The organism is Aquimarina sp. ERC-38, from assembly GCF_026222555.1.
Lineage (GTDB): Bacteria > Bacteroidota > Bacteroidia > Flavobacteriales > Flavobacteriaceae > Aquimarina.
The window spans coordinates 3,944,101-3,969,521 of sequence record NZ_CP098511.1 but is presented as its reverse complement, the minus strand read 5'-3'; the positions used below and the strand labels follow the sequence as shown (position 1 = coordinate 3,969,521).

The following is a 25,421-nucleotide window of genomic DNA, read 5'->3' as shown; positions in this document are numbered from 1 at the left end:
CTTTAAAATTTAAAGTTATATGTAACAGCTGGAACAATGCCAAAGATTGCGGTTCTTACAGCTTCATTTTGCCGGGTTTCCGTATTTTGTCCAAAAGTAAAAGAAGCTGCATTTTTACGGTTATATATGTTATAAACGCTAAAAACCCATTCGCTATTCCATTTCCTGGTTTTATTCCTTTTAGGCGTTAAGGTTAAGGATAAATCCAGGCGATGATAGTTAGGTAATCGTTCGCTATTACGAGTATCTCCGTCATATAAAGGTACTACCACTCCTTCATACGTATACTGTCCTATCGGAAAGTTAGTAGGTTGTCCGGTTTGAAGCACAAAATTGGTATTTATTTTTAACTGATCATTAAATTTATAACTACCGGTAAAAGAAATGTCATGGGTTTTATCAAAGGGAGTGTTGTACCATTTTCCCTTATTAATACCGGTTTCTATCGGAGTCCTGCCCGGGGTTCGTTGTTCTGACCGTGAAAGGGTATAGGCTAACCAACCGGTAAAGTTCCCTTCGTTTTTACGGACTAATACTTCAGCACCATAAGCACGGGCTTCTCCGCTCAAGATAACACGCTCAATTGCGTCATTAGCAATCAGGTCTGCTCCGTTAATATAATCAATACGGTTCTCTATATCCTTATAAAATACTTCGGTTTCAAAGGAGTACATACCTTCTTTAATATCTTTAAAATAGCCTAAGGCATATTGGTTTAAAAGCTGTGGCTGTACGTATTTTCCACTTGGTGTCCATACATCCAGCGGAGTAGGGGAGTTTGTATTAGATAACAGGTGTAAATATTGTGCCATCCGGTTATAACTCATTTTAACCGAACTGGAGTTACCAATAAGATAAGACAGAGCAAACCTGGGTTCTAGATTTGTAAAGGTTTTGATTGATTCGCTCCGGCTAAAGGATTCGGTGGCTATAGGTTCTGCACCACTGTAAATTTGGGTTTGAGCATCATAAAGCAACGGATTATCATTTTCGTACACGTTAAGTTCATCCTGACCTAGTCGGATAAAATTACTTAGGCGTAATCCGTATTGCAATTTTAAACGATTGCTCACATCATGTTCTACATCCAGATAAAGTCCAAGTTCATTTGCATACTTGTCTATAAGTTTATCCGCAACGATTCCGGAAGTTTCCGTATTAGGTTCTATTTCACCCGGGTTAAATCTGTAGTAAATATTGTTAATTCCATAGCGTAGTCTAAAGCTATCTCCCAGATAATGGGTAAAGTCATATTTAAAATTAAAATTACGAATACCTGAATTCCATTCAAATCCAACAAAATTAAGATCCAACCCGTAAAAGTAATCGGAATAAATTAAAGATACATTAGAAAATAACTGATCCGAAAATAAATGGTTCCAGCGAAGGTTTACTACTGTATTACCGTAAGTATTTTTAAATACTTCTGAAAAACTAAGTACATCCCTCCCAAAATACCCGGATATAAAAATATTATTCTTTTCATTGATCCGGTAGTTTAACTTTGTATTCAAGTCGTAAAAAAAAGCGGTATTATCCAGGTCAAATAGTGGAAAAAATAAATGTGCATACGTACCCCGACCACCTACCAAAAATGCGCCCTTGTCTTTTACAAGAGGCCCTTCGATTAACAAGCGACTGGCTACTAATCCTATGCCCCCGTTAGCTTTTATTTTTTTGCTATTTCCTTCTCGTTGGTAAATATCCAGTACGGATGAAACCCTTCCGCCATATCGGGCGGGAATACCTCCTTTATATAATTTTAAATCTTTAATAGCATCCGGGTTAAAAACTGAAAAGAAGCCAAAAAGGTGGGATGAGTTAAATATGGTCGCTTCATCCAATAGAATTAAATTTTGGTCGGCTGCACCCCCGCGGACGTTAAATCCGGAAGATCCTTCTCCCGCATTAGTTACCCCAGGGAGTAGGATGATGGATTTTATAACATCTGCTTCTCCCAGCACCACCGGGATTTGTTTAATAGTTCCGGCAGTTAACCTGTTTACACTCATTTGAGGATCCCTAATATCCGTTTTTTCTACGTTTTCAGTAATGACCACTTCATCCAGCGTTTCAGATGCTTCTACCAGTTCAAAGTTTATTTTTGTGTCTGCTTTTAATACAACTTCTCGAACTATATCATTAAAACCCAGATAGCTTATTTGTAATTTGTAAGTTCCCTCCGGAAGGGTAATTGAATAGAACCCGTATTCATTTGAGACTACTCCCTTATTAATCTCAGGGATCAAAATATTTACACCTATCAGCGTTTCGTTACTGGATTTTTCGGTAATAATCCCACTCAGCGTAAATTTATCCTGGCTAAATAGAGTAGTTGTTATTAATAAAAAGATAATACAACAATGTATAGTATTTTTCAAAAGAGATCAATTTAACTATTAAATAGACGCAAATGCAACATATTCGTTACAGCCTACGAAGTTGCAAAACTACTTTTATCCTGATATATAAAAGTTATCTTTTTATTAAATCCTTAATGGTTATACGCTTATACCCATTTCGTACTTAAAAAATACGACAACTACTCAATCATATAGGCAAAACTGAGTATTTCTTAGAATAAATAAAAAAACAGCAGCCTGCCCTGAACTTATTGCTTTTATATTAAAACCTTTACTTAATAGCTTATAACTACACTGCTTTTCTACCTAAGATTTGGCTATTATAAATTTATTAAAAGACCTTATAGATTACTAATTGATAATTGCATTGAAGGTAGTACTCGGACGCATGGCTTTTTCCACTTTTTCTACCTCCGGGATATAATATCCGCCAATGTCTACCGGGCTTCCTTGTGCGTCAATCAACTCCTGTAATATTTGTTCTTCCTTTTGGTCCAGTTCCTTTGCTATTTGACTGAATTGTTCTTTTAGTTCCTGGTCTTTGTCTTGATCTGCTAAAGCTTGTGCCCAGTATAATGCCAGGTAAAAATGACTTCCCCGGTTATCCAATTCATTCACTTCACGAGAAGGGGATTTCTTATTTTCCAGAAATTCTTCAGTTGCTTTGTCTAACGCATTTGCAATCACCAGAGCTTTATCATTATTATCTTTGTCTGCAATATGTTCCAGTGAAACTGCCAGTGCCAGAAATTCACCAAGAGAATCCCAACGTAAATGTCCTTCTTCTATAAATTGTTGTACGTGCTTAGGTGCAGAACCACCGGCTCCGGTTTCAAATAAACCACCACCGTTCATTAAAGGAACGATAGAAAGCATTTTTGCACTGGTTCCTAATTCTAATATAGGAAAAAGATCCGTATTATAATCTCGTAATACGTTTCCGGTAACCGATATGGTATCTTTACCGTCTTTAGTACGCTTAAGAGTATACTTGGTTGCCTCTATCGGAGACATAATTTCGATGGTTAATCCTTCGGTATCATGTTCAGGTAAATAGGTTTTTACCTTTTTAATTAATTCCGCATCGTGGGCTCTTTCTTCATCCAACCAAAAAATAGCAGGAACTTGTGTAGCTTTTGCCCGGTTTACGGCTAATTTTACCCAATCTTTTACTGGGGCATCTTTAGTTTGACACATTCTCCAGATGTCTCCTTTATTTACTTCGTGTTCCGTTAATACCTTTCCATCCGTATCAATTACCTGTACGGTACCACGATCTTGAATTTCAAAAGTTTTATCATGCGAACCGTATTCTTCGGCTTTTTGAGCCATTAGACCCACATTAGGAACGGTTCCCATCGTAGTTGGGTCAAATGCACCGTGTTCTTTACAAAAATCAATGGTTTCTTGAAAAATTCCTGCATAACTACTATCCGGAATGATAGCTTTAGTATCCTGTAATTGACCTTCGGCATTATACATTTTACCGGAGTTACGGATCATTGCCGGCATAGAAGCATCTATAATAATATCACTGGGAATGTGAAGGTTGGTAATTCCTTTATCAGAATCTACCATCGCGATTTTCGGACGCTTTGCATACGCTTTTTGGATATCGTCTAAAATTTCGTTCTTTTGGTTTGACGGTAATTTTTCTATTTTTGACAATAAGTCACCAAACCCGTTATTAACTTCAACTCCTATTTCTTCAAAAGTATCTTTGTGTTTTTCAAAAACATCTTTAAAATAGATCATAACCACATGTCCGAAGATAATTGGATCGGACACTTTCATCATGGTAGCTTTCATATGTAAGGAAAGTAGTAAATCCTGTTCCTTAGCATCTTGAATTTCTTCCGTTAAAAATTGCAATAAAGCCTTTTTACTCATTACAGTAGCGTCGATCACCTCACCTTCTTGTAGGGACAAGCCTTTCTTTAAAGTATTTTTTGTACCATCTTCTCTGGTAAAAATAATGTCTACGCTTGTTGCTTTATCAAGCGTCACTGACTTTTCATTATGTCTAAAATCTCCGTGAGACATGGTAGCTACGTGTGTTTTAGAATCAGCACTCCAGGCACCCATCGTATGAGGGTTTTTTCTTGCATATTGTTTTACGGGCTTAGGCGCTCTTCGATCCGAGTTTCCTTCTCGTAAAACAGGGTTTACCGCACTACCTTTAATTTTATCGTATGTAGCTTTAACTTCTTTATCCTCTTCGCTATTAGGTTCTTCAGGATAATCCGGTAATTTATATCCTTTTTCCTGCAATTCCTTAATAGCCTCCTTTAATTGAGGAACCGAAGCGCTAATATTAGGTAATTTTATAATATTGGCTTCCGGTTGTTTTGCTAAGCTTCCTAATTGCGAGAGTGCATCATTTCGCTTTTGATCTTCTGCTAGATATTCCGGAAAAACAGCCAGGATTCTGGCAGCTAAAGAAATATCTTTTGTTTCTACACTGATATCAGCGGCATCCACAAATTTTTTAATAATTGGTAAAAAAGAATAAGTGGCTAAAGCCGGTGCTTCATCTGTTTTTGTATAAACAATTTTTGAAGAGCTCATAGGTATGTTATTAGATTTTGATGCGGTTCCGGTCGTTAACCTCCCCGTATCAGCAAATTTTAAATGTTTGATGAGAGTATTATCCGGTAGCCATTTTAGTGGAGCTTACCGTAATTCCGAGCGCGAAGATACAAAAAGTTACGTTTTGTTAAACAGGAATACTGGTGAAAGCTCCTATTTTACAAATTCATAAGTTTATCTTTAATTTAAAAAGGTTTTTTTAAATTTCTTTAAAACTAAAGCCTATTTATTTTTGAATCATTGGTGAATTAGCGTTCGCTAATAGGATTTTATATTTTGATTTCTATTGAAAACAAAAAAACCACATTTTCATGTGGCTTTTTGTTTTATAGTAAAACGCTGCTTTATAAAGATAGGCTAGCTATATTCGATAAGAAATATAAAGGATTATCCTCTTTTTTCTTTAATACGCGCTTTTTTACCGGTAAGTTCTCTAAAGTAGAATATTCTGGCTCTACGTACTTTACCTTTCTTATTAATTTCAATTTTTTGAATAGCCGGAAGGTTAATAGGGAAGATACGTTCTACACCTACGGTTCCTGACATTTTTCGGATCGTAAAAGTTTCAGAAGAACCGGATCCTCTTCGTTGAATAACCACTCCTCTAAAAAACTGGGTTCTGGTTTTATTTCCTTCTTTGATTTCGTAAAATACGGTGATGGTATCACCTGCAGAAAACTTCGGGAATTCATTTTTTGTTACAAATTCGTTTTGTACGTACGCTACTAAATCTTCCATTTTAAGATTTTTTAAACTTATCATTAAATAACATTAACGGATTTCGCCAGAGGTTTCTTTAATTTGGCTGCAAAAATATAAATTTAATCAGGGTATACAAAGGTTTTTATAAAAAAGTGAGATTTTTTGTGCATCTGCTTTAGGTTTAAAGAGCTACTCTAAAATGTGTAGGATACTAAAAATCTGAATTCAAATTTAGGGAATAAATAAATCATTTTATATACCTCGGTAATTTGTATAAACTGATTAGAATTGTATGAAGTTAGTCAACTTGATTAATAATTACGAAACCTTTAAAATAAACACAGATATTTTGGTACGTATTGAAGTTGTTTTAACAACTTGATTATACAAATTTTTGTTCTTCTCCGCAATATGGACAAAAAGCAAAACCTTCGTCTAATCGGTTGCTACAATTTGAACACATTATTATTTCCTCAATCACTGATTTAAAAGGAATACTTGTCTTAAAGGTGAAATCATCCGGAATTTCTTTTAGGAAACTTGATTCGTTTCCTTTTTCAGTAATCAGGAACAAGTCATCTTTTGCTCTCGTAATCGCAACATAAAAAAGTCGCCGTTCTTCTTCAAGTAGTAAATCATGATTGGATTTTTTAATAATTTGATAGATTCGGTCCTCCATCCAAATATCAGGAAATCCACCACTACCTTCTGTTAACCCTATGATGAAAACAGCTTTTGCTTCAAGTCCTTTTGAGGCGTGAATAGTTTTACCTGAAACAAATATCCGCTCTTGTTTAAATCGTTCAAAATATGGATCAAACATTTTATTTCTACGATACAAAAATAGTATATCCTCTTTTTTGTAACCTTTATCTTTTAATTTCATTACTTGCTCCAGTACGTATTCAATATTTTTTGCTTCATCTTTACCTGCATAGATATGAATTTTGCTACTTGACTTTTTATTGGAACGAACATCTTTATCGACCTTAAATTTATTATGTTTAATTACTTCATTACTAGCCCCGACAATATGTTCGGTACTTCTGTAATTCATACTTAACTTTATAATTTCCGATTTGTCAAAATGTTCCTTGAAGTTGACAATATAATCTACATTTGACCCCCTAAAACCATAAATACTTTGCCAATCATCTCCAACACAAAAAAGTTGGTTATTATCAGTTAGCAGAAGTTTTATTAACCCAACTTGCAAATTATTTACGTCTTGGAATTCGTCTACAAGAATATACTCAAATTTTTCTCTAAACTTATCTGCAATTTCATTATGATTTTTAAATAGTGAGATAGTTCTTGTAATCATATCATTAAAATCAAGATACGATCTATTAGTACAATAGGATTGATACTGCTCAATTATCGGAATGGCTAGTTTGTAGTAATCCCTAACTCTTTCATGTTGATCTTCTTGAGATTGTTCCAGAACAGATGTAGGTAGTTGATTTTCCACTTTTACCATATCAATCACCCGTATTGTTTGGCGTAAAAAATCTTTTACTTCTTTATGATAAGTTTTAAATTCTTCTTCAAATGATAAAGCCGTAGCAAAGTGATAATCCGAAGGAAGACGATTTTTTATAATTCGTTCTAAAGCTACATTAAATAGGGCAGTATCTTTTGTTTGATGTTCAAAGGTCTTTACAAGCAATTTATTTACTTTGTAGAACTGTTCCTCTTTTCCCTCCGTAGGAAAACTTTTATTACTTACGTGTTCCAAATACAAATTTGCTTCCGGAATATAAAAGTCCGGTCTGAATGTAAAATCCCTAAAGTTTACATTTGGTTCATATTCGAACTTAATACTGTGTCGATAAAGCCAATCGGCGATATATTGCTCTGATTTTGAACGAACTTTTGTTCCGTTAAGGGTGGTATAAAACTTACCGTTTTTTGGTAGAGAAAAACGTGTATCATTTTCAATATGAATCTTGTCAATCATATAATCCAAAATATACTTTTTTAGATTGAGTAGATACTCGTTGGATTCACAATGCTCAATTAGAATTTTATGAATGACTTCAAAAGCAGTTTCAGTTGCCGCATATTTTGCAAATTCATTATTAGTTGCTTTTGTGTCCCCAATAATTTTGAATTTGTTGTCAAATTCATTTACTCCAAAATTTCTAATAATACTATAACAAAGGCTATGAAAAGTCCTTAAAGTTAGATTATCAATCCATTTAAATTTTTTAGTAAAAAAATAACGTTCTGTTTCTTTCTCTTTAGTACTTCGATATTTATCGGCAAGAATTTCAGCATATTCTTCGGTGTCATCTGCCGAAAGAATCAACCTGTCAAGCATTTCATTAGCTGCGTTTTTAGTAAAAGTAATTGCTAAAATATTACTTGGATTAACACCTTTTTCCTCAATTAAATAAATAAGCTTTTGAAGAAGTGTTTTAGTTTTTCCCGAACCAGCACCTGCAAGAACAAGCAATCTTTTACACTCAGAAACAACTGCCTGCTTTTGTTTTTCATTTAATCCACTTAAATTGGTTTTATTATCTTGCATAATTTACTTTCTTCCGAAATAAATGAAATTTCTCCTATTGGAATAGTTTCTTTAAGTGTAAATCCAATTTTACTTTTCTTCCGAACGTTTACTTCGTAATCTCCCGTTCTATCCGAAATATTTCCAATTTATTTTGCATCCTAACATACTTTAATTACCACTTACCTGTATTGCTAAATATACTTTGACGGTAATTGAAATAAATGTTTAGATATTACAAATATAAAGGGAATAAAATGTTTATTGATTTTAAATATTCTTCCACTTAATAGCAATTATGTATGATCCAAGAGTTACAATTACTTTCCATGTATGACATTCCTAAATATAAAGTAAATTTTGAAGATTTAAAGGGTTTAAATTTTACTAAAGCAATTATTGCTTCATATAATTTAATAAATTAGAAAACTAACTAAAGTATGTAGTAGGGTTGACTAATGACTCTAAGACAAGATTAAATTAAACTACAAAATTGGTTTAAAAAAACTGTTCATATTTAGTGATTCGAAATTACGTATAAGGTAAGGATGAGTAAGAAGTTGCTTTATAAACTAGTAAAGAATTATTTTCTAAAATAATGAAGTTTATGTGATTATATAATTTTTAAATTTAAAAAATCTTTAAACAATTACAATTATAAAAAAGGCAAATGGTTTAACCTAACTAAATAAGTTGTTCCAAAGAGTTTCAATCCTCTGTGAAGTGTACTGGATTCGAACCAGTGACCCCCACCCTGTCAAGGTGGTGCTCTGAACCAACTGAGCTAACACTCCTTTTATAATTTTTTTTCAAATATCTATAAATATCCGTAGACATCCTTAAATTTCTGCAAGATATTCATGAACAAATTTTATCGCCATGGCGCCTTCACCTACGGCAGATGCTACGCGGTTCATCGCCCCGGCACGTACATCTCCGGAAGCAAAAATTCCAGGGCTACAAGTCTCTAGTAAAAAAGGTTCTCTATCTTTTTTCCAGATATGTTTAAAGTCTTGATAGCGAACAAGATCCCGTCCGGTTTCAATAAAACCTCGTTTGTCTTTTATAATATCCATCTGAACCCAGTCCGTATAAGGCCGGGATCCGATAAAAATAAAGAGCGCATCGGCTGCTACTGTTTTAGTTTCACCAGAGGTGTCAAGTTCTAATTGGGTTAATCGCTCATCTTCTCCTATTGCCTTCCTGATTTCCGTATTCCCTAAAACTTTGATGTTTTCAATAACATTGATCTGGTCAATCAGATAACTTGACATACTACTGGTCAGGTCCTCTTTTCGAATCACAATATATACATTTTTTGCAAAGTTACTTAGGTATACGGCAGATTGTCCGGCAGAATTTCCACCACCTACAATATATACTTCTTTATTTTTACAGGCCTGTGCTTCGGTCATAGAAGAGCCGTAGTAAATCCCGGCACCTGTATACTCTTCAATACCTTCGGCCTCTAATTTTCTGTAATTTACTCCTGTAGTAATAATAACACTTTTGGTTCGGATGCATTCCCCGTTATCCAGGCTTAAACTTTTGTAACCATCCTTTTCAGTAATCGAATTCACTTCGCGGGGAGACAAAAATTCAATCCCAAAGCGTTTTGCCTGGCTGATAGCCCGGTGTGTTAGTTCTTGTCCGCTTAATCCATTAGGAAATCCTAGGTAATTTTCAATCCTGGAACTGGTTCCTGCCTGCCCTCCGGGAGCATGTTTTTCAATTAATAATGTTTTTAAACCTTCAGAACCCCCATAAACCGCAGCGGCTAATCCGGCAGGTCCGGCACCAATAATTACCACATCGTACATATCTTCACTAGGTTCTACGTTTAATCCCAGGGTTTTAGCCAATACAGTTCGCTCCGGATTCCGGATGCATTCCCCTCCGGGAAAAGAAACTACGGGCATGTCTCCCGGGCTTAGATCATGGAGTTTAATAATCTCCTGAGCTTTTTCGCTATGTTCGGCATCCAACCATTGGAACGGAAATAGATTAGCCGACAAAAAATCTTTAATATCATGAGAACGGGGTGAGTATTGATAACCTAATACCTGAATACCTTCAAATTCAGGTTGGTAATCCAACTGCCAAACATCTAATAAATCGTCTAGGGTAGGGTACAGTTTTTCTTCCGGTGGGTCCCAGGGTTTAGTTAAATAATAATCCAGTTGAACCTCATTAATCGCTTTGATAGCTGCCTCCGTATCTGAATAGGCGGTGAGCAATACCTTCTTTGCTTTTGGATAAAACTCCCTGGCTTTACTTAAAAATTCAACTCCTAGCATTTCAGGCATACGCTGATCCACCAGAAATAATGCAACTACTTCGTTTTTTTTCTTTAGGTCTTCTACGGCTTCTATAGCATCGTTAGCGGAATCCGTACTTAAAATTTTATAGTCTTTTCTATAATTGGCTTTAAGGTCTCTTGCTACCGCCCGGATCACTTGTGGATCATCGTCAACGGCAAATATGATTGGTTTTTTCATAACTTTATATCGGTAAACAAACGGTAAATACGGTATGTCCTGGTTTGCTGACTACCTCAATGGTGCCCTGATGTTGCTGTACAATACGTTGTACTACTTCCAGGCCCATTCCGGTTCCGGCTCCAATAGGTTTGGTAGTAAAAAAAGGATCAAAGATGCGGTCTATATTTTCTTCTGAAATTCCTTTACCGTTGTCTATAATTTCAGTTTTTATAGTATTATTTTCTTCACTAGTCTTAATTGTTAATACTCCGGAAGGTTCGAGCGCATCAATGGCGTTGTCTATCAAGTTTGTCCATACCTGATTAATTTCACTGACCAGTATTTTAGGTTCAGGAAGATTCTCTGCAAATTCCGTTTTTAATTCAATATTCTTTTTCTTTAACTTATGGTTAAGCATGGTAAGCGTACTACTTAAACCTTTGTGGATGTCTGTAGCCACCTTTTCAGGTGATTGATCCATATGCGTATAAGTTTTTATGGAGTTAACCAGATTTGAAATTCTATCTGAAGCTTCTTTAATTTCATCCACAATCTTTTCAGTGGTTAACACATTTTCAACCCACTCGATCGCACTTGAAAAATTACCAGGTCCGGAAGAATCGTACATTTTTTGCAAATCATCTTTGTCTACCTGAAAATCAAGTAGGGTTTCCGTAAGCTCAAAAGCATCTTCTACCCCGTGTTCTTCTAACCAGAATTCCAACTCATCTTCTTTAATGCTGCGCTCGGATAACTTTAATTGTTTATGGTTGCGGGTTTTAATATGATCAAAAACGATGGTATTAATCACATCAATTTCTTCTTCACTTGCTCTAAGGGAAGCCAATCGTTTAAATTTTTCCGGTACATTGGCCAGATGTGCTTTTAATAACTTGGCACTTCGTAATATGGCAGAAGCCGGATTATTCAATTCATGAGCCAGGCCAGCAGAAAGCTTTCCTAAAGCCATCATCTTTTCTGCTTGTACGTTACTTTTAGTAAATTCCCGAACCCGTGAAGTCATTTTATGAACAAAACTCTCGGTTAGTTCATAGTGATGCGCAACCATTTCCCTAAAATATTTTTCTTCAAGAATTAACACGTCAGATTTTTTGACTACTTCACCGAATCCAATAGCAACGCTAGCCCTAGAAAAGGGGAGGAGTCCGCCAATATGATGATCGGTCATTTTAGTAACCAATTTGTAATTTCCGTTTTGTTCTAATTTGATCTCAATATGTCCCTTTAGGATAATAAATAACGAATCAATAGGATCACCTTTGGTAAAAATATATTCACCTTTTACATAAGAAGTACAACTGGATTTATCGATCAGCCATTGTAATTGCTGATCCGGAACTCCGTCAAATTGCGGAATTTTTTGCAGGGTTTCTACAGATAACGGCATATGTAAAAATAGAAGTTTTAAAATAGGAAAACAACCTTGGTACTTCGGGATATTCTTAAGGTTTTGATAAATTTAGTGGGTTTATATAGCTAATTCAACATAAAAGAATAGGATTCTTCTATGCCATTTTATATTCCTTTCATTATAGATCATCAGAATTTGAGGATATATCGTTAGAAATAACAGAAGAAAAGGCCACCCAAAAATAGGTGGCCTTAATCCGTTTTACTATAATTATAATCTTCTAAATATACTATCTTAGGGTAGGTGCCTATACGATACTTTACTTTAATTCCCTTATTTAAAGGAGGAGTTATTCCAACTGTTTAAGACATTTCTCCCTTCGGGGGGAAGGAGTAAATGCGTTTTAAATATTGAAATACTTCGTATACCTAAGCAATATAAAAGATTAAATCTTAAAATATACTTCTATTTTACAACCAATTTTTTTACCAAACTGTTAGAAGTACGTGCTATATATATTCCGCCAGCTAATTGTGATACATCTATGGCATTATCTGTATGGGTATAAATATTATCTTTTAGTACCGGTATACCTGCTGCGTTGTAAAGAGTTACCTGAACCATAGGAGTGCTTTCATCTTCAAAATATAAAGAAGCAATATCACTAGTCAAATCAAGTGTTACTAATAAGCCTTCCGTACCACTTTCCTCCAGGTTATCCGCGCTTCTTGACACAGATGAAGGTAAAATCCACCATCGCCCGAAATTATTAGGTTCCTGAATAGAACGAGAACCTTCCGGATTAAATTTCTTATGCATTTTTAGTACCGGAGTAACTCCTGTCATGGCAAGAACGGACTGCTTTTCATTTCCTGCCGGTAAAATTTTAAATAAACCGTTACGTCCTCCTTTTCTTAATATCCACCTTGGAAATCTTGCACCTTTAAAGGCTAAAAACGGATACACATTTTCAGGAAGGTTATCTAATATTTCTTTTTCCGTATAGCCTTTATGGGTTTCTAAAAGCCTGTTGTTCCCTACGTTTCTAATATAATAGTAATACGGATCAATCCAGGTTAACCGCCATTTTACACTATTATCATCTACACTGGCATCCTTAGTATACAAAGCAACATTGTTACCATCTGATGCCAACTTTCTCTTAGTATTACCTGCATTTACAATCTCATAGATACCGTTACCTCTTAATGCTACGGGATTATCAAGTTTAGTCATAGTCACTTTTCCAGGCGCAAATTGTGATAAGTCGACCTTATTACCTCCACCATTCTTTGGTACGTTTATTTGACAACCTCTGCTTCCTTTTTCAAAACCGGTGTTTCCTCTGATCACAATATTTCTGGAAACAAACTCCTGATTAGCTGCCATGCCTTCTCCGGTTTTATCTCTATTTTCATAATACTTTAAATTGATGATATCAAGGTTAAATGGTTCCGACTGAAGGAGGTTGTTGTTGATAATACTTACATTATTTGGAGCATACCCACTAATAAAAAAGTTATACTGTCCGGTTACCGTATTATTTTTAATGGAAATACCAGTTACTATTTGTAATTCGGAATCTAGGGTAATAATCCTACTTCGTTCAAAATCCCTTCGAGTAGTTTGAGCACTACAATCAAAACGGTTGTTATCAATAGTAATATTATTAGAAAATTCTTCTACATGAATCATATCAACATAAGCATTATCATCAAAGAAAGTATTTCCTTGAATACTAACGCTTCTAACCCTTGAAATGGCAATTCCGGTATTCTCAAAACGGCATTCGCGGATACTGGTGTTTTCTGCATTCCATACTACGGGGAATGAAGTATTACCTGCATCTAGTGAAATTCCTCTACTATCAAAGCTAAATTGTCCGTTAGGTGATGCAGGTCTAAATCTACATCTTAAGAATGTAGCTTGCCTCATTTTACTTACTCGTGTTCTACGATCGTTAATATATCCTATTCTCCCAAAATCCAAAAAAGATACATTTCTAAATTCTACCTGCATCCCATTACCGGCAAAACAGCTATAAAATCCTCCGGACAATTCAACGTTGTTAAAACCAATCCCTGAATACTGATCATCGGCAACATACCCCGGCGACCTAAAATTAGTATTATATTTCTGAGAACGACCGTCTATTAAGACCACGTTATTATTTGTTGCTTCAATTTTTAAGTTTACAAATCTTATGTTATTTGACCGAATTGCAAAAGACATTACATTAGTAAGTACGGTTCTAATACCGGAACTACCTCTTGTATTTACATTATAATCAGTTTCAGGACTAGCTCCTCTAAAGATTATTGCTTTGTTTACGGTAATCACTTTACCGCTCAAATCATAATTACCGGCATCGGTAAATCTAATGATATCCCCAGGGGCCGCCCGGTCAATTAAACTTTGTAATTGAATCCCATTTTGATTTTTACTAAAGGGCCAGGTTTTTGCTAATGCCTGTTCCAACGATAAGAAGGAACATAAAAGAAAGCAATAGATCATGGACTTTTTAAGGTTAAGTCCTTGAGAGATAATAGTTGAGTTCATGTTTTTAGTTATAGTTTGTAAGTTAATAGTGTAGTCTTTTTCTTATTAAATTTTAAAAAAGAGTGTGATAAAATAGCTGTTTCTTGTTTTTAATTTGAAAGTGATGTATGTTTAAAACCATACGTGTTAGTTTTTTTATTTAATTTTCTATAGCATTATTTAAATTTTAAGAATTAGACGATGAACACGGGTTCAAAATTATTAATTAAAAATTGTTATTTGCCTATATTATTAGAAAATTAACAGCTATTTTTTATTAAATAATTAGTAAAATGGACTTTTTGATAAAGATAATTTAGAAAAAGCTCAAATGGAACCTTAGGAAAAATATGCTCTCTTATGAAGTTATTTACGGTAATTGCGTATCTTACCGATACAATTAGTGGTTTTATCTATTTGACATAGGGAGATTGTCGTTAAAATATTGCTTAAAATTCAATAAAAGTAAGATTTAAGGAAAAAGTCAAAATCGCAAGATTATTCCGCTCCATATCTTAATTCTACTTTGTCATCTTAGAAAAAAAGGGGCAAAACATTTTGTGAATGATAATAAACACATTATTTTGCCCCTGCAAAAATTTATGTTTCACAAAGTAAACAAAAGTGGGCTACAATAGATAGTATCCACCAAAAAAAATGATTCCAGGAATTCAGAATTTCTGGGGTTTATTGAATCGAACCTTAACTCCTTCTTTTTAAATTTCAGCACCCATTTTAAGATTGTCAAGTTCTCTTACGGGCAACATGCATTCGATTATTTTCAATCACTTTTTAAATTAGAGAAGAAGACAGCTAACTGTCAGAATATTGCAGACCACTTGTCGTGTTTGGATCAGCAAAGTATCAATCATTTTATCAATAGTGGTCATTGGTCGTATGAGGGCTTAATGGATCAAGTAGCTATGGAGGCCTCACAGCTCTTTGCCAAGGGCAAACAACCAACTGCGCTACTGATAGACGAGGTAGGTTTTCGTAAAAAAGGTAAAATGTCAGCTTGTGTTTCTAGACAATATTTAGGCTGTATTGGTAAGACAGATAATGGACAAGTAGCCGTCGCAGCAGGCCTTTCGCAAGGCATAAATTACGCCCCTATTGATATGCGCCTATTTATGCCAAAGGAATGGGATTGTGATAGTTTGAGAAGAGACAAATGCAATATCCCTAAGGATCAAAAACATTGTAGCAAGCCAGAGATAGCATGGCAGATCATAGAACAGGCAAAGATCAAAGGGGTTGCCTTCGATTACGTGAACTTCGATGCGTTGTATGGCAATGCTACTTTTTTGTTAGACTATTTGATAGGTGCCCGTATTGATTTTATAGGGGATATCCGCAGTGACCATTTGATCTATTTCAATTACGATCCAAATGAAAAATGCAGGGTAGACAAATACACCGCCAACTTATTGGAAGATGATTTTGAACACATCACAATTCGAGAATCAACCAAAGGAACTCTCAAAGCAAAGTTCCACTATGCCAAAGTGCAAATTCTTACCCGTGAAAACAAGTGGTTAGATTTGGTACTACTGGTTCGAAAAGATACCGATGGAAAAACTAAATATTCCTTGACAAATATGGAAAACGACCACATCAAAGAGCTAGCGCAAAAGCAAGGACAAAGAATATTTATCGAGCAAATTTTTAAAGAAGGGAAAAACCTAGTGGGAATGGGAGACTATCAAATTAGGGGATGGCATGGTTTTCATAACCACATGGCAATTTGTATGATGGCAATGCTGTTGATTGCTAAACTAAAAATAGAAACTAAAGATCAAAAGTATACAGCACCAACCCTAAGAAAAATCGTGTGCCTATGTATAAAAACAAAAATAGAAAAACCTCAAGTAGCTATAAACATTATTCTAAAACAGCATAAAAGATACATCAACCAACTTCTAAGAGATCAAAATAAAAACTATAAAACATAAGATGACAAAGTAGGATTAAAATAAAGATAAGAGAGTATAGTATTAATATATAAAACTAATGCTGTAGTGTAATCAAGTGGTAAAACACCATACACGCTGTCCTAAGTGTTACTTACTTTTAGTGTTTTTACCTTATATGCTAGCTAAATTTTCTGTACGGGTTCTTCTGGCTTTGCATAACTAAACCGGGCAAGAAGTTCCGGCAGGGCATACCCGTCTAATCCAATACAAGCAGCCGTTTCTGCTTGGGTAAGGTCTACCCAACCATCTTTTGTTATTATAGTTTCATCTATGTAAAGTTCTTCGATACCACCTATAATTAATAAAGTATTATTTTCTTTAATGACACATTCATTAAGATAACGACACCCTAGTTTGATCGGACTGGAACTTACATAAGGCGCTTTAAAATTATTAAGATATTCTTCTTTTAACCCGGTTGCTTTAAATTCTGAAGCTCCTTCCTTATACTTTGCTGCGGTCTGATGTGCCTTTTCAATTTGATTATGAGGCACTTGATTTACGGTAAAATACTCATTTTCCTTAAAATTAGCATAGGTATGTCTGGGTACGCTTAACGGTCGTAAAATAAAACCTAACATCGGCGGATTACTGCCTATATGGATAACAGAATTAAAAATAGCAACATTGGTAATACCCTTTTGATTTTGCGTTGCAATTAGATTACAGGATTTATATCCGGTACAACTATTAATAAGGTTCGCCCTATAGCGAGATGGGGCTGTTAGTAATTCTTCTTGGGAAAAATGTTTCATATTCAAATATAAAGTTTCTTATTTAGGTATACTCTTTACATTAGTACGGTACCATAGTAATAAATAGTTAATTCTTTTAGCCAAAATATCCTGTCGCTGCGAAAGCTTTTCAAGGATTATTCTTTGTTTTAAATTTTTAGATTTCATTTCTGCTTTAATTATTTTAATTCTTGTTATTACCTTTCAGAATATTCCATATATTTTACTTTTAAGTGTATATCTATAGCTTTTGAACTTTAAGGCTTACTAGGTAATATGTTATTTGGTAAGTTTAATTGGGATAATGAATGGTCTGTATTTTGTCATCAACTTTGATGATTATTATTGAAGTTGTTTAAACTTTCCTTAATTGGCTGCAAAATGTTCTTTTTCACTTACTTTTTATCATTTTTAAGTTCCGTAGCTACGGCTATGCAACTGAAAAATGATTTCAATTAAGCTAAAAATACCTATTTTTCGCTTCAATCAGAAAAATTTTAAACCACTTCATTTCTAAAATATTTTGAATACCTTTTATGGTATAGGTAAGTTCTAATTTGCGCTTATCCATTTAATTTTCTTTAAAACTACCGGAAGTTGCTGATATTTGCTGTTAAAAGCCTGATAAATGAAAAAATACAATCGTTATTTTAATGTTAACCAAAAGTCATGGGATGCTAGAGTTCCAATGCACCTAGAAAGTGAGTTTTATAACGTTAAAGGTTTTAATAAGGGAGAAAGTACTTTACAAGCTTTTGAACTACAAGCATTAGGAGAAGTTAGAGGTGAAAAATTACTGCATTTGCAATGTCATTTTGGGTTAGATACTCTAAGTTGGAGTAGGAAGGGAGCAATATGTACCGGGATTGACCTTTCGGAAACTGCGATACAAACAGCGCGGAAATTAGCTGAAACAAATGCTTTACAAGCAGATTTTGTATGTGGAAACGTATTGGATACTCCAAAGTTAGTCGAAGATACCTTTGATATTGTTTTTACTAGTTACGGAGTAATCAACTGGTTACCGGACCTTACCGAATGGGGACAAATTATTGCAGCCAAACTAAGGCACGGAGGTATTTTTTATATGGTAGAGTTTCATCCGATATGCTGGATGTTTGACCATGAGAGTTCAATAATGTCGCCAGTACATACATATAGCAGTAGCGATGTTATAGAAGAAGTAGTAAAGGGGTCTTATGCGGATAAAACCGCTAACCTTACCGGAAGTGAATGTACCTGGAACCACGGTCTGGGAGACGTAGTCAATGCGCTAATTGATGCCGGCTTACAACTTAGTTTTCTGAATGAACATTATGAAACGCCTTATCCTATCTTTTCTGATTTGACTCAAATTAGTAATGGCCTTTTTATTCAAAAGCCGTCTTTATATCCTTTATTATTTGAAATTAAAGCTATTAAACAGTAGTTTGTACAGGTGATCATAGGTCCGGATAGGTAATCAACCGGCAACTGTATAATTTTTCTTATTTTTGCCGAAGGTTTTAATGTATGCCATTTTTCCGGTTTTCCCTTTTTATTTAAAGACAAAGGTAATTCCCGATCAATAATTAATCGAAGGCATTAAAACTCGGGGGTTCTTCTTAATTTCCTGAATGCTTCGGTTACTCTTAACATACTTTATGCAAACACGTAATATTGCCATTGTAGGTAGCGGGCTGGTTGGTTCTCTGCTTGCCATGTACCTAAAAAAAAGAAATCATACGGTTAGCGTTTTTGACCGAAGGCCCGATATTAGAGAAATTAACTTTAGCGGTAGGTCTATTAATTTAGCCATGTCCGCAAGAGGTTGGAAAACCCTGGATCGAATTGGCATTGGGGAAGAAGTCCGGAAGTTGGGAATCCCTATGGATAAACGAGCTATTCACGTCAACGGGCAGGATGAGTATTACCAGTATTACGGAAAAGAAGGAGAAGCCATATTTTCTATCTCCCGGGGGGTGCTTAATAAACAAATGATTAATCTGGCCGAACAACAAGGGGTTACATTTAAATTTAACGAAAAAGTCTGGGATGTTAACCTTCCGGAAGCAAAATTATATACAGGGGAATCCGAAAAGAGCGAGTGGCAAGAGTATCAATACGATATGATTTTTGGTTGTGACGGTGCATTTTCACGGGTTCGCCATAAAATGCAACGCCGTAGCCGGTTTGATTATTCACAGGATTTTCTAGATGCCGGGTATAAGGAATTACATATTCCACCGGCAGCTGACGGAAGCCATCGTTTGAATAAAAACTCCTTACATATCTGGCCCAGAGGTAAATTTATGTTAATCGCATTACCTAACCTGGATGGAAGTTTTACCTGTACTTTGTTTATGCCTCATGAAGGTCATAATTCTTTTGAACAACTAACAAGTAGAGATAAGGTTCAAAGGTTCTGGGAAAAACATTTTCCGGATACGCTGGATTTCATGCCTACTTTATTAGAAGATTTTAATAAAAATCCAACTAGTGCACTGGTTACTATGAAATGCTATCCTTGGACTTACTGGGATAAGGTGGCTTTAGTAGGAGATTCGGCACATGCGGTAGTTCCTTTTTATGGACAGGGGATGAATGCCGGTTTTGAAGATATTCTGGTACTAGATGATTTGATCGAAGCACATAGTGATAATAATTGGCAAGCTATATTTGAAGCATATCAAGAATCCCGTAAGCCTAATGCTGATGCAATTGCAGAGTTATCTTATCGTAATTTTATGGAGATGAGTAGCAAAACCGCAGATCTTAACTTTTTGTTACAAAAAAAGATTGAAAAGCATATGGCTACAAAATATCCGGAACAATGGACACCTTTATATTCCAGGGTTACGTTCTCTACAGAACCTTATGCTGAAGCACTTTCTATAGGCGATCAGCAAAATAAAATTATGCAAAAAATTCTTCAAACCCCGGACATAGAAAATATTTGGAATTCCGAACAAATCGAACATAAGATATTATCCTTGCTATCAGAACCTAAAAATACCTTATCCTAAACTATAAAAAAAGCCATCCCAATTTTGGGATGGCGTCTTATCTATTATATTCTTAAAAATTTACTGAAGTCTTTAAGACTTTAAATCTTGTTATATAGTATTTTATCTAACAATGATCCTTTTAACCAGATTGTTAGAAGTACGTGCTATGTAAACTCCGCTAGCTAGTTGAGATACATCAATAGCATTACTAATACGTGAGTGTATTTCTTCCTGCATTACGGGTTGTCCGGCAGCATTGTAAAGAGTCATTTTTATCTTTGGATTGCCATCATCCTCAAAATATACGGATGCAATATCATCTACAATATTAGGTACTATCCGTAAACCTTCAGTAAGTGTTTCTTCAATAGCAGTATCAGCACTTTTTCTTGCGAAGGAGGGATTAATTCTCCATCTCCCGAAGTTATTAGGTTCTCTAATTGAACGAGAACCACTAGGATTAAATTTCTTATGAAAAATCAGTTTAGGAGTAGTTCCTGCCATTGCCAGAACGGATTGCTTTTCATTTCCTGCCGGTAAAATTTTATATACACCGTTACTTCCACCATTTCTTAAGATCCATTTTGGATTAGTGGAACCTTGAAAGGCTAAAAATGGATATACATTTTGTGGTAAATTATCTAAAATTTCTTTTTCAGTATATCCTTTATGAGTCTCCAAAAATCGGTTATTACCTACATTTTTAATAGTATAGTAATAAGGGGGTACCCAGGTAATTTGCCATTTTACACTATTATCTCTGACATTTGCAGCCTTTGTCATTAAGGTAAAGTTATTACCATTTCCTGCTAATTTTCTACTGGTGTTACCTACATTTACGATTTCATAAACTCCGTTACCTCTTAAGGGTGCTGGGTTATTCATTCTTGTTAGAGTTGTCTTACCCGGAGCAAACTGTAACCTATCTACATTATTGTTTCCACCGCTCATAGGTACATTAATCTGACATCCTCTCCCTCCGTTTCTTAAACCTTTATTTCCTGTAATTACCATGTTTCTGGAAATAAACTCTTGATTAGCAGCAATTCCCTCTCCGGTTTTATACCTGTTTTCGTAATACTTAAAGTTGATTACATTAGGATTAAAAGGAGTAGACTGAAGTAGGTTATTACCAGTAATACGTATATTGGTAGGGGCATATCCATTAATAAAGAAGTTATACTGTCCGGTTACCGTATTGTTTTTTACCGTAATATCCGTCACACATTGTAATTCGGAATCAAGGGTGATGATTCTACTTCTTTCAAAATCCGATCGGGTAGTATTAGCAGCACAATCAAACCGATTGGAAATGATATTAACGTTGCTGGAAAACTCTTCCACATGAATCATATCAACAAAAGCGTTGTTGTCATAAAAAAAGTTTCCGGTGATATTTACATTTTTAACTCTGGAAATAGCTACTCCTGTATTTTCAAAACGACATTCGCGAATAGTGGTACCCTCTGCATTCCATACAATTGGATAAGAAGTATTACCAGCATCCAGCGAAATTCCTCTACTGTCAAAACTAAACTGTCCATTAGGTGAAGCAGGTCTGAATAAACATCTGAAAAAAGATGCTTTCTTCATATTGTTGACGCGGGTTCTACGATCGTTGATGTATCCTATTCTTCCAAAATTCACAAAAGATACATTCTTAAATTCTACTTGCATACCGTTACCAGCAAAACAGCTATAAAATCCTCCGGATAACTCCACGTTAGTTAGACCAATACCTGAATATTGATCATCTGCAACATAACCAGGATTTCTAAAATTGCTATTATATCTTTGAGAACGGCCGTCAATTAGAACAACATTGTTGTTTACTGCATTAATCTTAAGGTTAAAGAACCTGACTCTACTGGATCGAATAGCAAATGAAGTTACATTAGATAGAACAGTCCTAATACCTGAACTACCTCTTGTATTAGCATTATAACCAAAAGGATTTACTCCTTGAAAGATAATAGCCTTATTTACGTTGATGACCTTATTACTTAAATTATAAGTACCGGCATCAGTAAATTGAATAATATCTCCGGAAGATGCCCGGTCGATTAGACTTTGTAATTGATTTCCATTTTGAGCCTTACTAAAATTCCAGGTTCTTGCTAATAAACTGCCCATTGATAAGTAGGAACATATAATTAGACAGCATAAAATTGATTTCTTGAGACTGCGTCTCTGACGAGTAATATTTGTATTCATAATTTTGGGTTTTTTCATTCACAGTGACAATGTAGTACTTTTCTTATTAAAAAAAAAGAAAATTACGGTAAAACAATAATATTTATACCTTTTAATTATAAATATGATAAGTTTTAGCAGTAAAATCTACAGATTTAGTTGTCATTTCGTGAAGCAACTTTTCCTTTTTTTATTAAAATTTTAATTACAATCACCTTGTAATTATCAATTATACATAAATGTAGAATAAATTTTATGTATTTTAAAATTTTAAATCTATATTTTTGTTAAAATAATAAGTACGCATAGTTTAATTAACATTTTATTAAGTAAAAAAGTATTTTTAGAAATTGTTAACACTTACTTTGATTGCATATGACTTAATTATGCTGTTAATCGAGATAGTACGGTTATCGTCTAATAAGTCATGAGAATCTTAAGTTTAATTATGGGAAGGTGTTGGAAGTTATTACCTCTAAATAGGATGTTGTAGGATTCACGTATTATTAAACCCTGGTATTCGGTTGAGTATCAATATCGCTATCACTTCAGAAATAGAGAATTATGACTACTTTTTATAGTATTGATTTTCAATATCATAAAACTATTTACATTAAAAACAAATTACTTTTAAAAGAGTAAAAGGAGTAGTTTCCAAATACTCTAAAGTTTAGAATTACTTTACAATAGCAAATCAAATAGCAGATTAATAGAGATGAAAATTAAAGATTAAGGTCTGGAACAAGGTGTAGCTTTAGCCAGGATGAGGCTTTTTAACGCAGAGATGTAAGTTTTTTATATGCAGGTTTATATTACTACCTGCTACTTCAGCTATAAATAATAAGTAGTGTTGACTACTTTAATATAGAGTGGTTAGGTGATGCGAATTCTAAGAGAAGAGGTAAATTGTATCGCACTTTATTATTTACAAATAAAGAATACCCTATAATATTAGCTTAGTTATTTGGGTCTTGAGATATCTGATTTTTAAATATGAAAAAGCTCTTATCAATTAGATGCAATCAGATTACTTCTCTTATTTACCTCCCGGCCTTTTAAGTTGGCTTTTAATTTATCTTCTTTTAAAGCGCGTTGCATCTGCTTTACCGTCATAGTACTGTCATCATGGCTCCATCCCGGAGGTCCGAAGATATACATGAACTTATGGTACCAATTATTAGATTTTTTTGTATCCTGCCAGATATCTTTATATTCATGAGTTAAAATGACCCAGGGATTGTAAGAATCAGGGGCGTGTGTAACTCCGTACTCCACCTTAATATTTTCATCCAGTTCTTTCCACGTTCCGAAAATTTTATCAAAAATATTTAAAAATCCTCCATGGTTTTTATCCATATATTCTACATTCTTAGCATGGTGTACCTGGTGCATAGTATGCGTATTAAATACTTTTTCTATAATTCCCATCTTAGGTACGTACTGCGAGTGTAATTGAAATTGCCATAAAGCTTCAATACCCAGGCAAACAATTACCATTTCTACCGGAAATCCGATTGCCGGCATCCACATATAAAAGAAGGGTTTATATAATAAGGTAAACCATCCATTACGTACGGCAGTTCCTAAATTAAAATTATCCGAAGAATGATGAACAATATGTGCTGCCCATAATACCCGGACCATATGATTCTGACGGTGAAACCAGTAATAAGTAAAATCATCGGCTAGCTGACAAAGTATCCATACGTACCAGGCATATCCAAAAGATTTCCATCCAAATATATTAGTACGAACTCCATCTACTTCGGGGTTAAATACATCGTATACAAAAACAAAAAGAAGTACGGTAAAGGCAGTTTTGATCAGCGGACCCAAGATTGCAGAACCCACCCCCATAAAAAGACTGGAACCTAAATCCTTCCAATCATATAAACTTTTATGGTCATCATGTGATTTACTATAGGTAAGTTCTAATAAAATAAGCCCTAAAAAACAAGGGACACCATATACTAATGGGTTTGTAAGATCCATGTAGGTTTTAGATTAAAATTTAGTAGGGTACAAGATAGAAATAAAATTTAGAGATATTTAACAAGGTCAGTATTATATGAGTCAAATACTTTACATTTAACGCTTGTTTACCTTAAAAAATGTGATGTATTCGTATTTATTTAGGTGCCACCTAAAATAGTGTATACGTTAAGTACATTCTTAATAGCCTCTTTTTCGGCAGGAGTCATAATTCTTTTTTCAGATACTTCGCTCCCAATGAGGGTTAAAGTAACCTGTTCACTAGTAGTAATTTTTTTAATCAGTTCAAATTCTTGTTCACCTACAACGCGATCAATCCATTCTCTATATCCGTCTGATTCCTTACGTTCCTTAAAGTCATCCGGTACTTCTTCATTTATATTGTAAATCGTTCCGTCTACGTTGAACATTACTTTTTGGGTATGTAACCAATTATCCTTAGAAAAACGATTGATGGCGAGACCTAACCAGGGCTTTGATCTTTTTTTGCTTCCGGCATAAAGGTATACCGAGTTAGCTTTACCATTTCCGGCAAAAGCTTTATCTGTATAGAAGGTAGCTCCGCTGGCTTCATCAATTCTTTTGTTCATTTCACCCAATAATAGGTTACTCTCTTCAATCAGCTTGTCTTTTTCCAAGGCTCTTTGTGTAGCTGCCAGATCTTTTTCGACTTTTTTAAGTAATACTGCAGACTGATCTGCTTCTTTGCTATTTGGATATTTAGCAATGATTAACTCTAAAAGTTGACTACTTTTTTTGTATTCCAAACGTTCGTAGCTAATCTTGGCCAGGGATAACATTTCTGATACTTCCAGATTACACTCTTCAATTTGATTTTTTAATAATTCATTCTCTTTTTTTAGTTTTTCATACTCTTCTTGTGACACTCCACAACTTGACACAACAATAAATACACTTATGGGGATAAGTAGCATTTGTTTCATTTCGTTCCTTACTTTTTACGTTTCGTTTCCTCTTTTGAGTAC

At 34.7% G+C, this 25,421-nt stretch carries 14 protein-coding genes and 1 tRNA gene; 3 read left to right on the top strand and 12 right to left on the bottom strand.

Features of this window, described 5'->3' with window-relative positions:
• Positions 1-2: 2 nt before the first annotated feature.
• The 8 genes from NBT05_RS16495 to NBT05_RS16455 form a co-directional block, all read right to left on the bottom strand.
• A complete protein-coding gene (locus NBT05_RS16495) occupies positions 3-2,381 on the bottom strand; it encodes a TonB-dependent receptor (protein WP_265771000.1) in 2,379 nt (792 codons plus the stop codon).
• 333 nt (positions 2,382-2,714) lie between these two features.
• Positions 2,715-4,931: an NADP-dependent isocitrate dehydrogenase gene (locus NBT05_RS16490; protein ID WP_265770999.1), complete on the bottom strand. Its 2,217-nt coding sequence runs from the start codon at positions 4,929-4,931 to the stop codon at positions 2,715-2,717.
• Between the two features lie 408 nt (positions 4,932-5,339).
• Positions 5,340-5,690: a 50S ribosomal protein L19 gene (gene rplS, locus NBT05_RS16485; RefSeq protein ID WP_265770998.1), complete on the bottom strand. Its 351-nt coding sequence runs from the start codon at positions 5,688-5,690 to the stop codon at positions 5,340-5,342.
• Positions 5,691-6,036: 346 nt separating this feature from the next.
• Entirely contained in the window at positions 6,037-8,187 is a 2,151-nt protein-coding gene (locus tag NBT05_RS16480; protein WP_265770997.1) for a UvrD-helicase domain-containing protein, read from the bottom strand.
• Between the two features lie 698 nt (positions 8,188-8,885).
• A tRNA-Val gene (locus NBT05_RS16475) sits at positions 8,886-8,960 on the bottom strand.
• Positions 8,961-9,005: 45 nt separating this feature from the next.
• Complete coding sequence (locus NBT05_RS18395; protein WP_322874186.1) at positions 9,006-10,664, bottom strand: FAD-dependent oxidoreductase; 1,659 nt, start codon at positions 10,662-10,664, stop codon at positions 9,006-9,008.
• 4 nt (positions 10,665-10,668) lie between these two features.
• Positions 10,669-12,054, bottom strand: coding sequence for an ATP-binding protein (locus NBT05_RS16460; protein WP_265770996.1), 1,386 nt, complete (start codon positions 12,052-12,054; stop codon positions 10,669-10,671).
• Positions 12,055-12,483: 429 nt separating this feature from the next.
• A complete protein-coding gene (locus NBT05_RS16455; RefSeq protein ID WP_265770994.1) occupies positions 12,484-14,577 on the bottom strand; it encodes a hypothetical protein in 2,094 nt (697 codons plus the stop codon).
• Between the two features lie 617 nt (positions 14,578-15,194).
• Here NBT05_RS16455 and NBT05_RS16450 point away from each other — a divergent pair.
• On the top strand, positions 15,195-16,508 hold the full coding sequence (locus NBT05_RS16450; protein ID WP_322874206.1) for an IS701 family transposase: 1,314 nt from the start codon (positions 15,195-15,197) through the stop codon (positions 16,506-16,508).
• Between the two features lie 143 nt (positions 16,509-16,651).
• Here NBT05_RS16450 and NBT05_RS16445 read toward each other — a convergent pair whose 3' ends face one another.
• On the bottom strand, positions 16,652-17,284 hold the full coding sequence (locus tag NBT05_RS16445; protein WP_265770993.1) for a flavin reductase family protein: 633 nt from the start codon (positions 17,282-17,284) through the stop codon (positions 16,652-16,654).
• Between the two features lie 607 nt (positions 17,285-17,891).
• On the opposite strand from NBT05_RS16445, the gene NBT05_RS16440 reads away from it, so the two are divergent.
• Entirely contained in the window at positions 17,892-18,692 is an 801-nt protein-coding gene (locus NBT05_RS16440) for a class I SAM-dependent methyltransferase (protein WP_265770992.1), read from the top strand.
• A 214-nt stretch (positions 18,693-18,906) separates the two neighbouring features.
• Complete coding sequence (locus NBT05_RS16435) at positions 18,907-20,268, top strand: FAD-dependent oxidoreductase (protein WP_265770991.1); 1,362 nt, start codon at positions 18,907-18,909, stop codon at positions 20,266-20,268.
• A 102-nt stretch (positions 20,269-20,370) separates the two neighbouring features.
• On the opposite strand, the gene NBT05_RS16430 is transcribed toward NBT05_RS16435, so the two are convergent.
• The 3 genes from NBT05_RS16430 to NBT05_RS16420 form a co-directional block, all read right to left on the bottom strand.
• Positions 20,371-22,383 carry a T9SS type A sorting domain-containing protein gene (locus tag NBT05_RS16430; protein WP_265770990.1) on the bottom strand — a complete coding sequence of 671 codons (2,013 nt, stop codon included), beginning with the start codon at positions 22,381-22,383 and terminating at the stop codon, positions 20,371-20,373.
• A gap of 1,068 nt (positions 22,384-23,451) precedes the next feature.
• The gene (locus NBT05_RS16425) at positions 23,452-24,435 is read right to left on the bottom strand and encodes a sterol desaturase family protein (protein WP_265770989.1); all 984 of its coding nucleotides are present in this window, start codon (positions 24,433-24,435) and stop codon (positions 23,452-23,454) included.
• A gap of 140 nt (positions 24,436-24,575) precedes the next feature.
• Positions 24,576-25,379 (bottom strand): hypothetical protein, encoded by an 804-nt coding sequence (locus NBT05_RS16420; RefSeq protein ID WP_265770988.1) that lies wholly within the window; start codon positions 25,377-25,379, stop codon positions 24,576-24,578.
• Between the last annotated feature and the right edge of the window lie 42 nt (positions 25,380-25,421).

Coding starts and splice junctions, on each gene's coding strand:
- NBT05_RS16490 (WP_265770999.1), bottom strand. CDS start 4,931: ATGAGCTCTTCAAAAATTGTTTATACAAAAACAGATGAAGCACCGGCT.
- rplS (WP_265770998.1), bottom strand. CDS start 5,690: ATGGAAGATTTAGTAGCGTACGTACAAAACGAATTTGTAACAAAAAAT.
- NBT05_RS16480 (WP_265770997.1), bottom strand. CDS start 8,187: ATGCAAGATAATAAAACCAATTTAAGTGGATTAAATGAAAAACAAAAG.
- NBT05_RS18395 (WP_322874186.1), bottom strand. CDS start 10,664: ATGAAAAAACCAATCATATTTGCCGTTGACGATGATCCACAAGTGATC.
- NBT05_RS16460 (WP_265770996.1), bottom strand. CDS start 12,054: ATGCCGTTATCTGTAGAAACCCTGCAAAAAATTCCGCAATTTGACGGA.
- NBT05_RS16455 (WP_265770994.1), bottom strand. CDS start 14,577: ATGAACTCAACTATTATCTCTCAAGGACTTAACCTTAAAAAGTCCATG.
- NBT05_RS16445 (WP_265770993.1), bottom strand. CDS start 17,284: ATGAAACATTTTTCCCAAGAAGAATTACTAACAGCCCCATCTCGCTAT.
- NBT05_RS16440 (WP_265770992.1), top strand. CDS start 17,892: ATGAAAAAATACAATCGTTATTTTAATGTTAACCAAAAGTCATGGGAT.
- NBT05_RS16435 (WP_265770991.1), top strand. CDS start 18,907: ATGCAAACACGTAATATTGCCATTGTAGGTAGCGGGCTGGTTGGTTCT.
- NBT05_RS16430 (WP_265770990.1), bottom strand. CDS start 22,383: ATGGGCAGTTTATTAGCAAGAACCTGGAATTTTAGTAAGGCTCAAAAT.
- NBT05_RS16425 (WP_265770989.1), bottom strand. CDS start 24,435: ATGGATCTTACAAACCCATTAGTATATGGTGTCCCTTGTTTTTTAGGG.
- NBT05_RS16420 (WP_265770988.1), bottom strand. CDS start 25,379: ATGAAACAAATGCTACTTATCCCCATAAGTGTATTTATTGTTGTGTCA.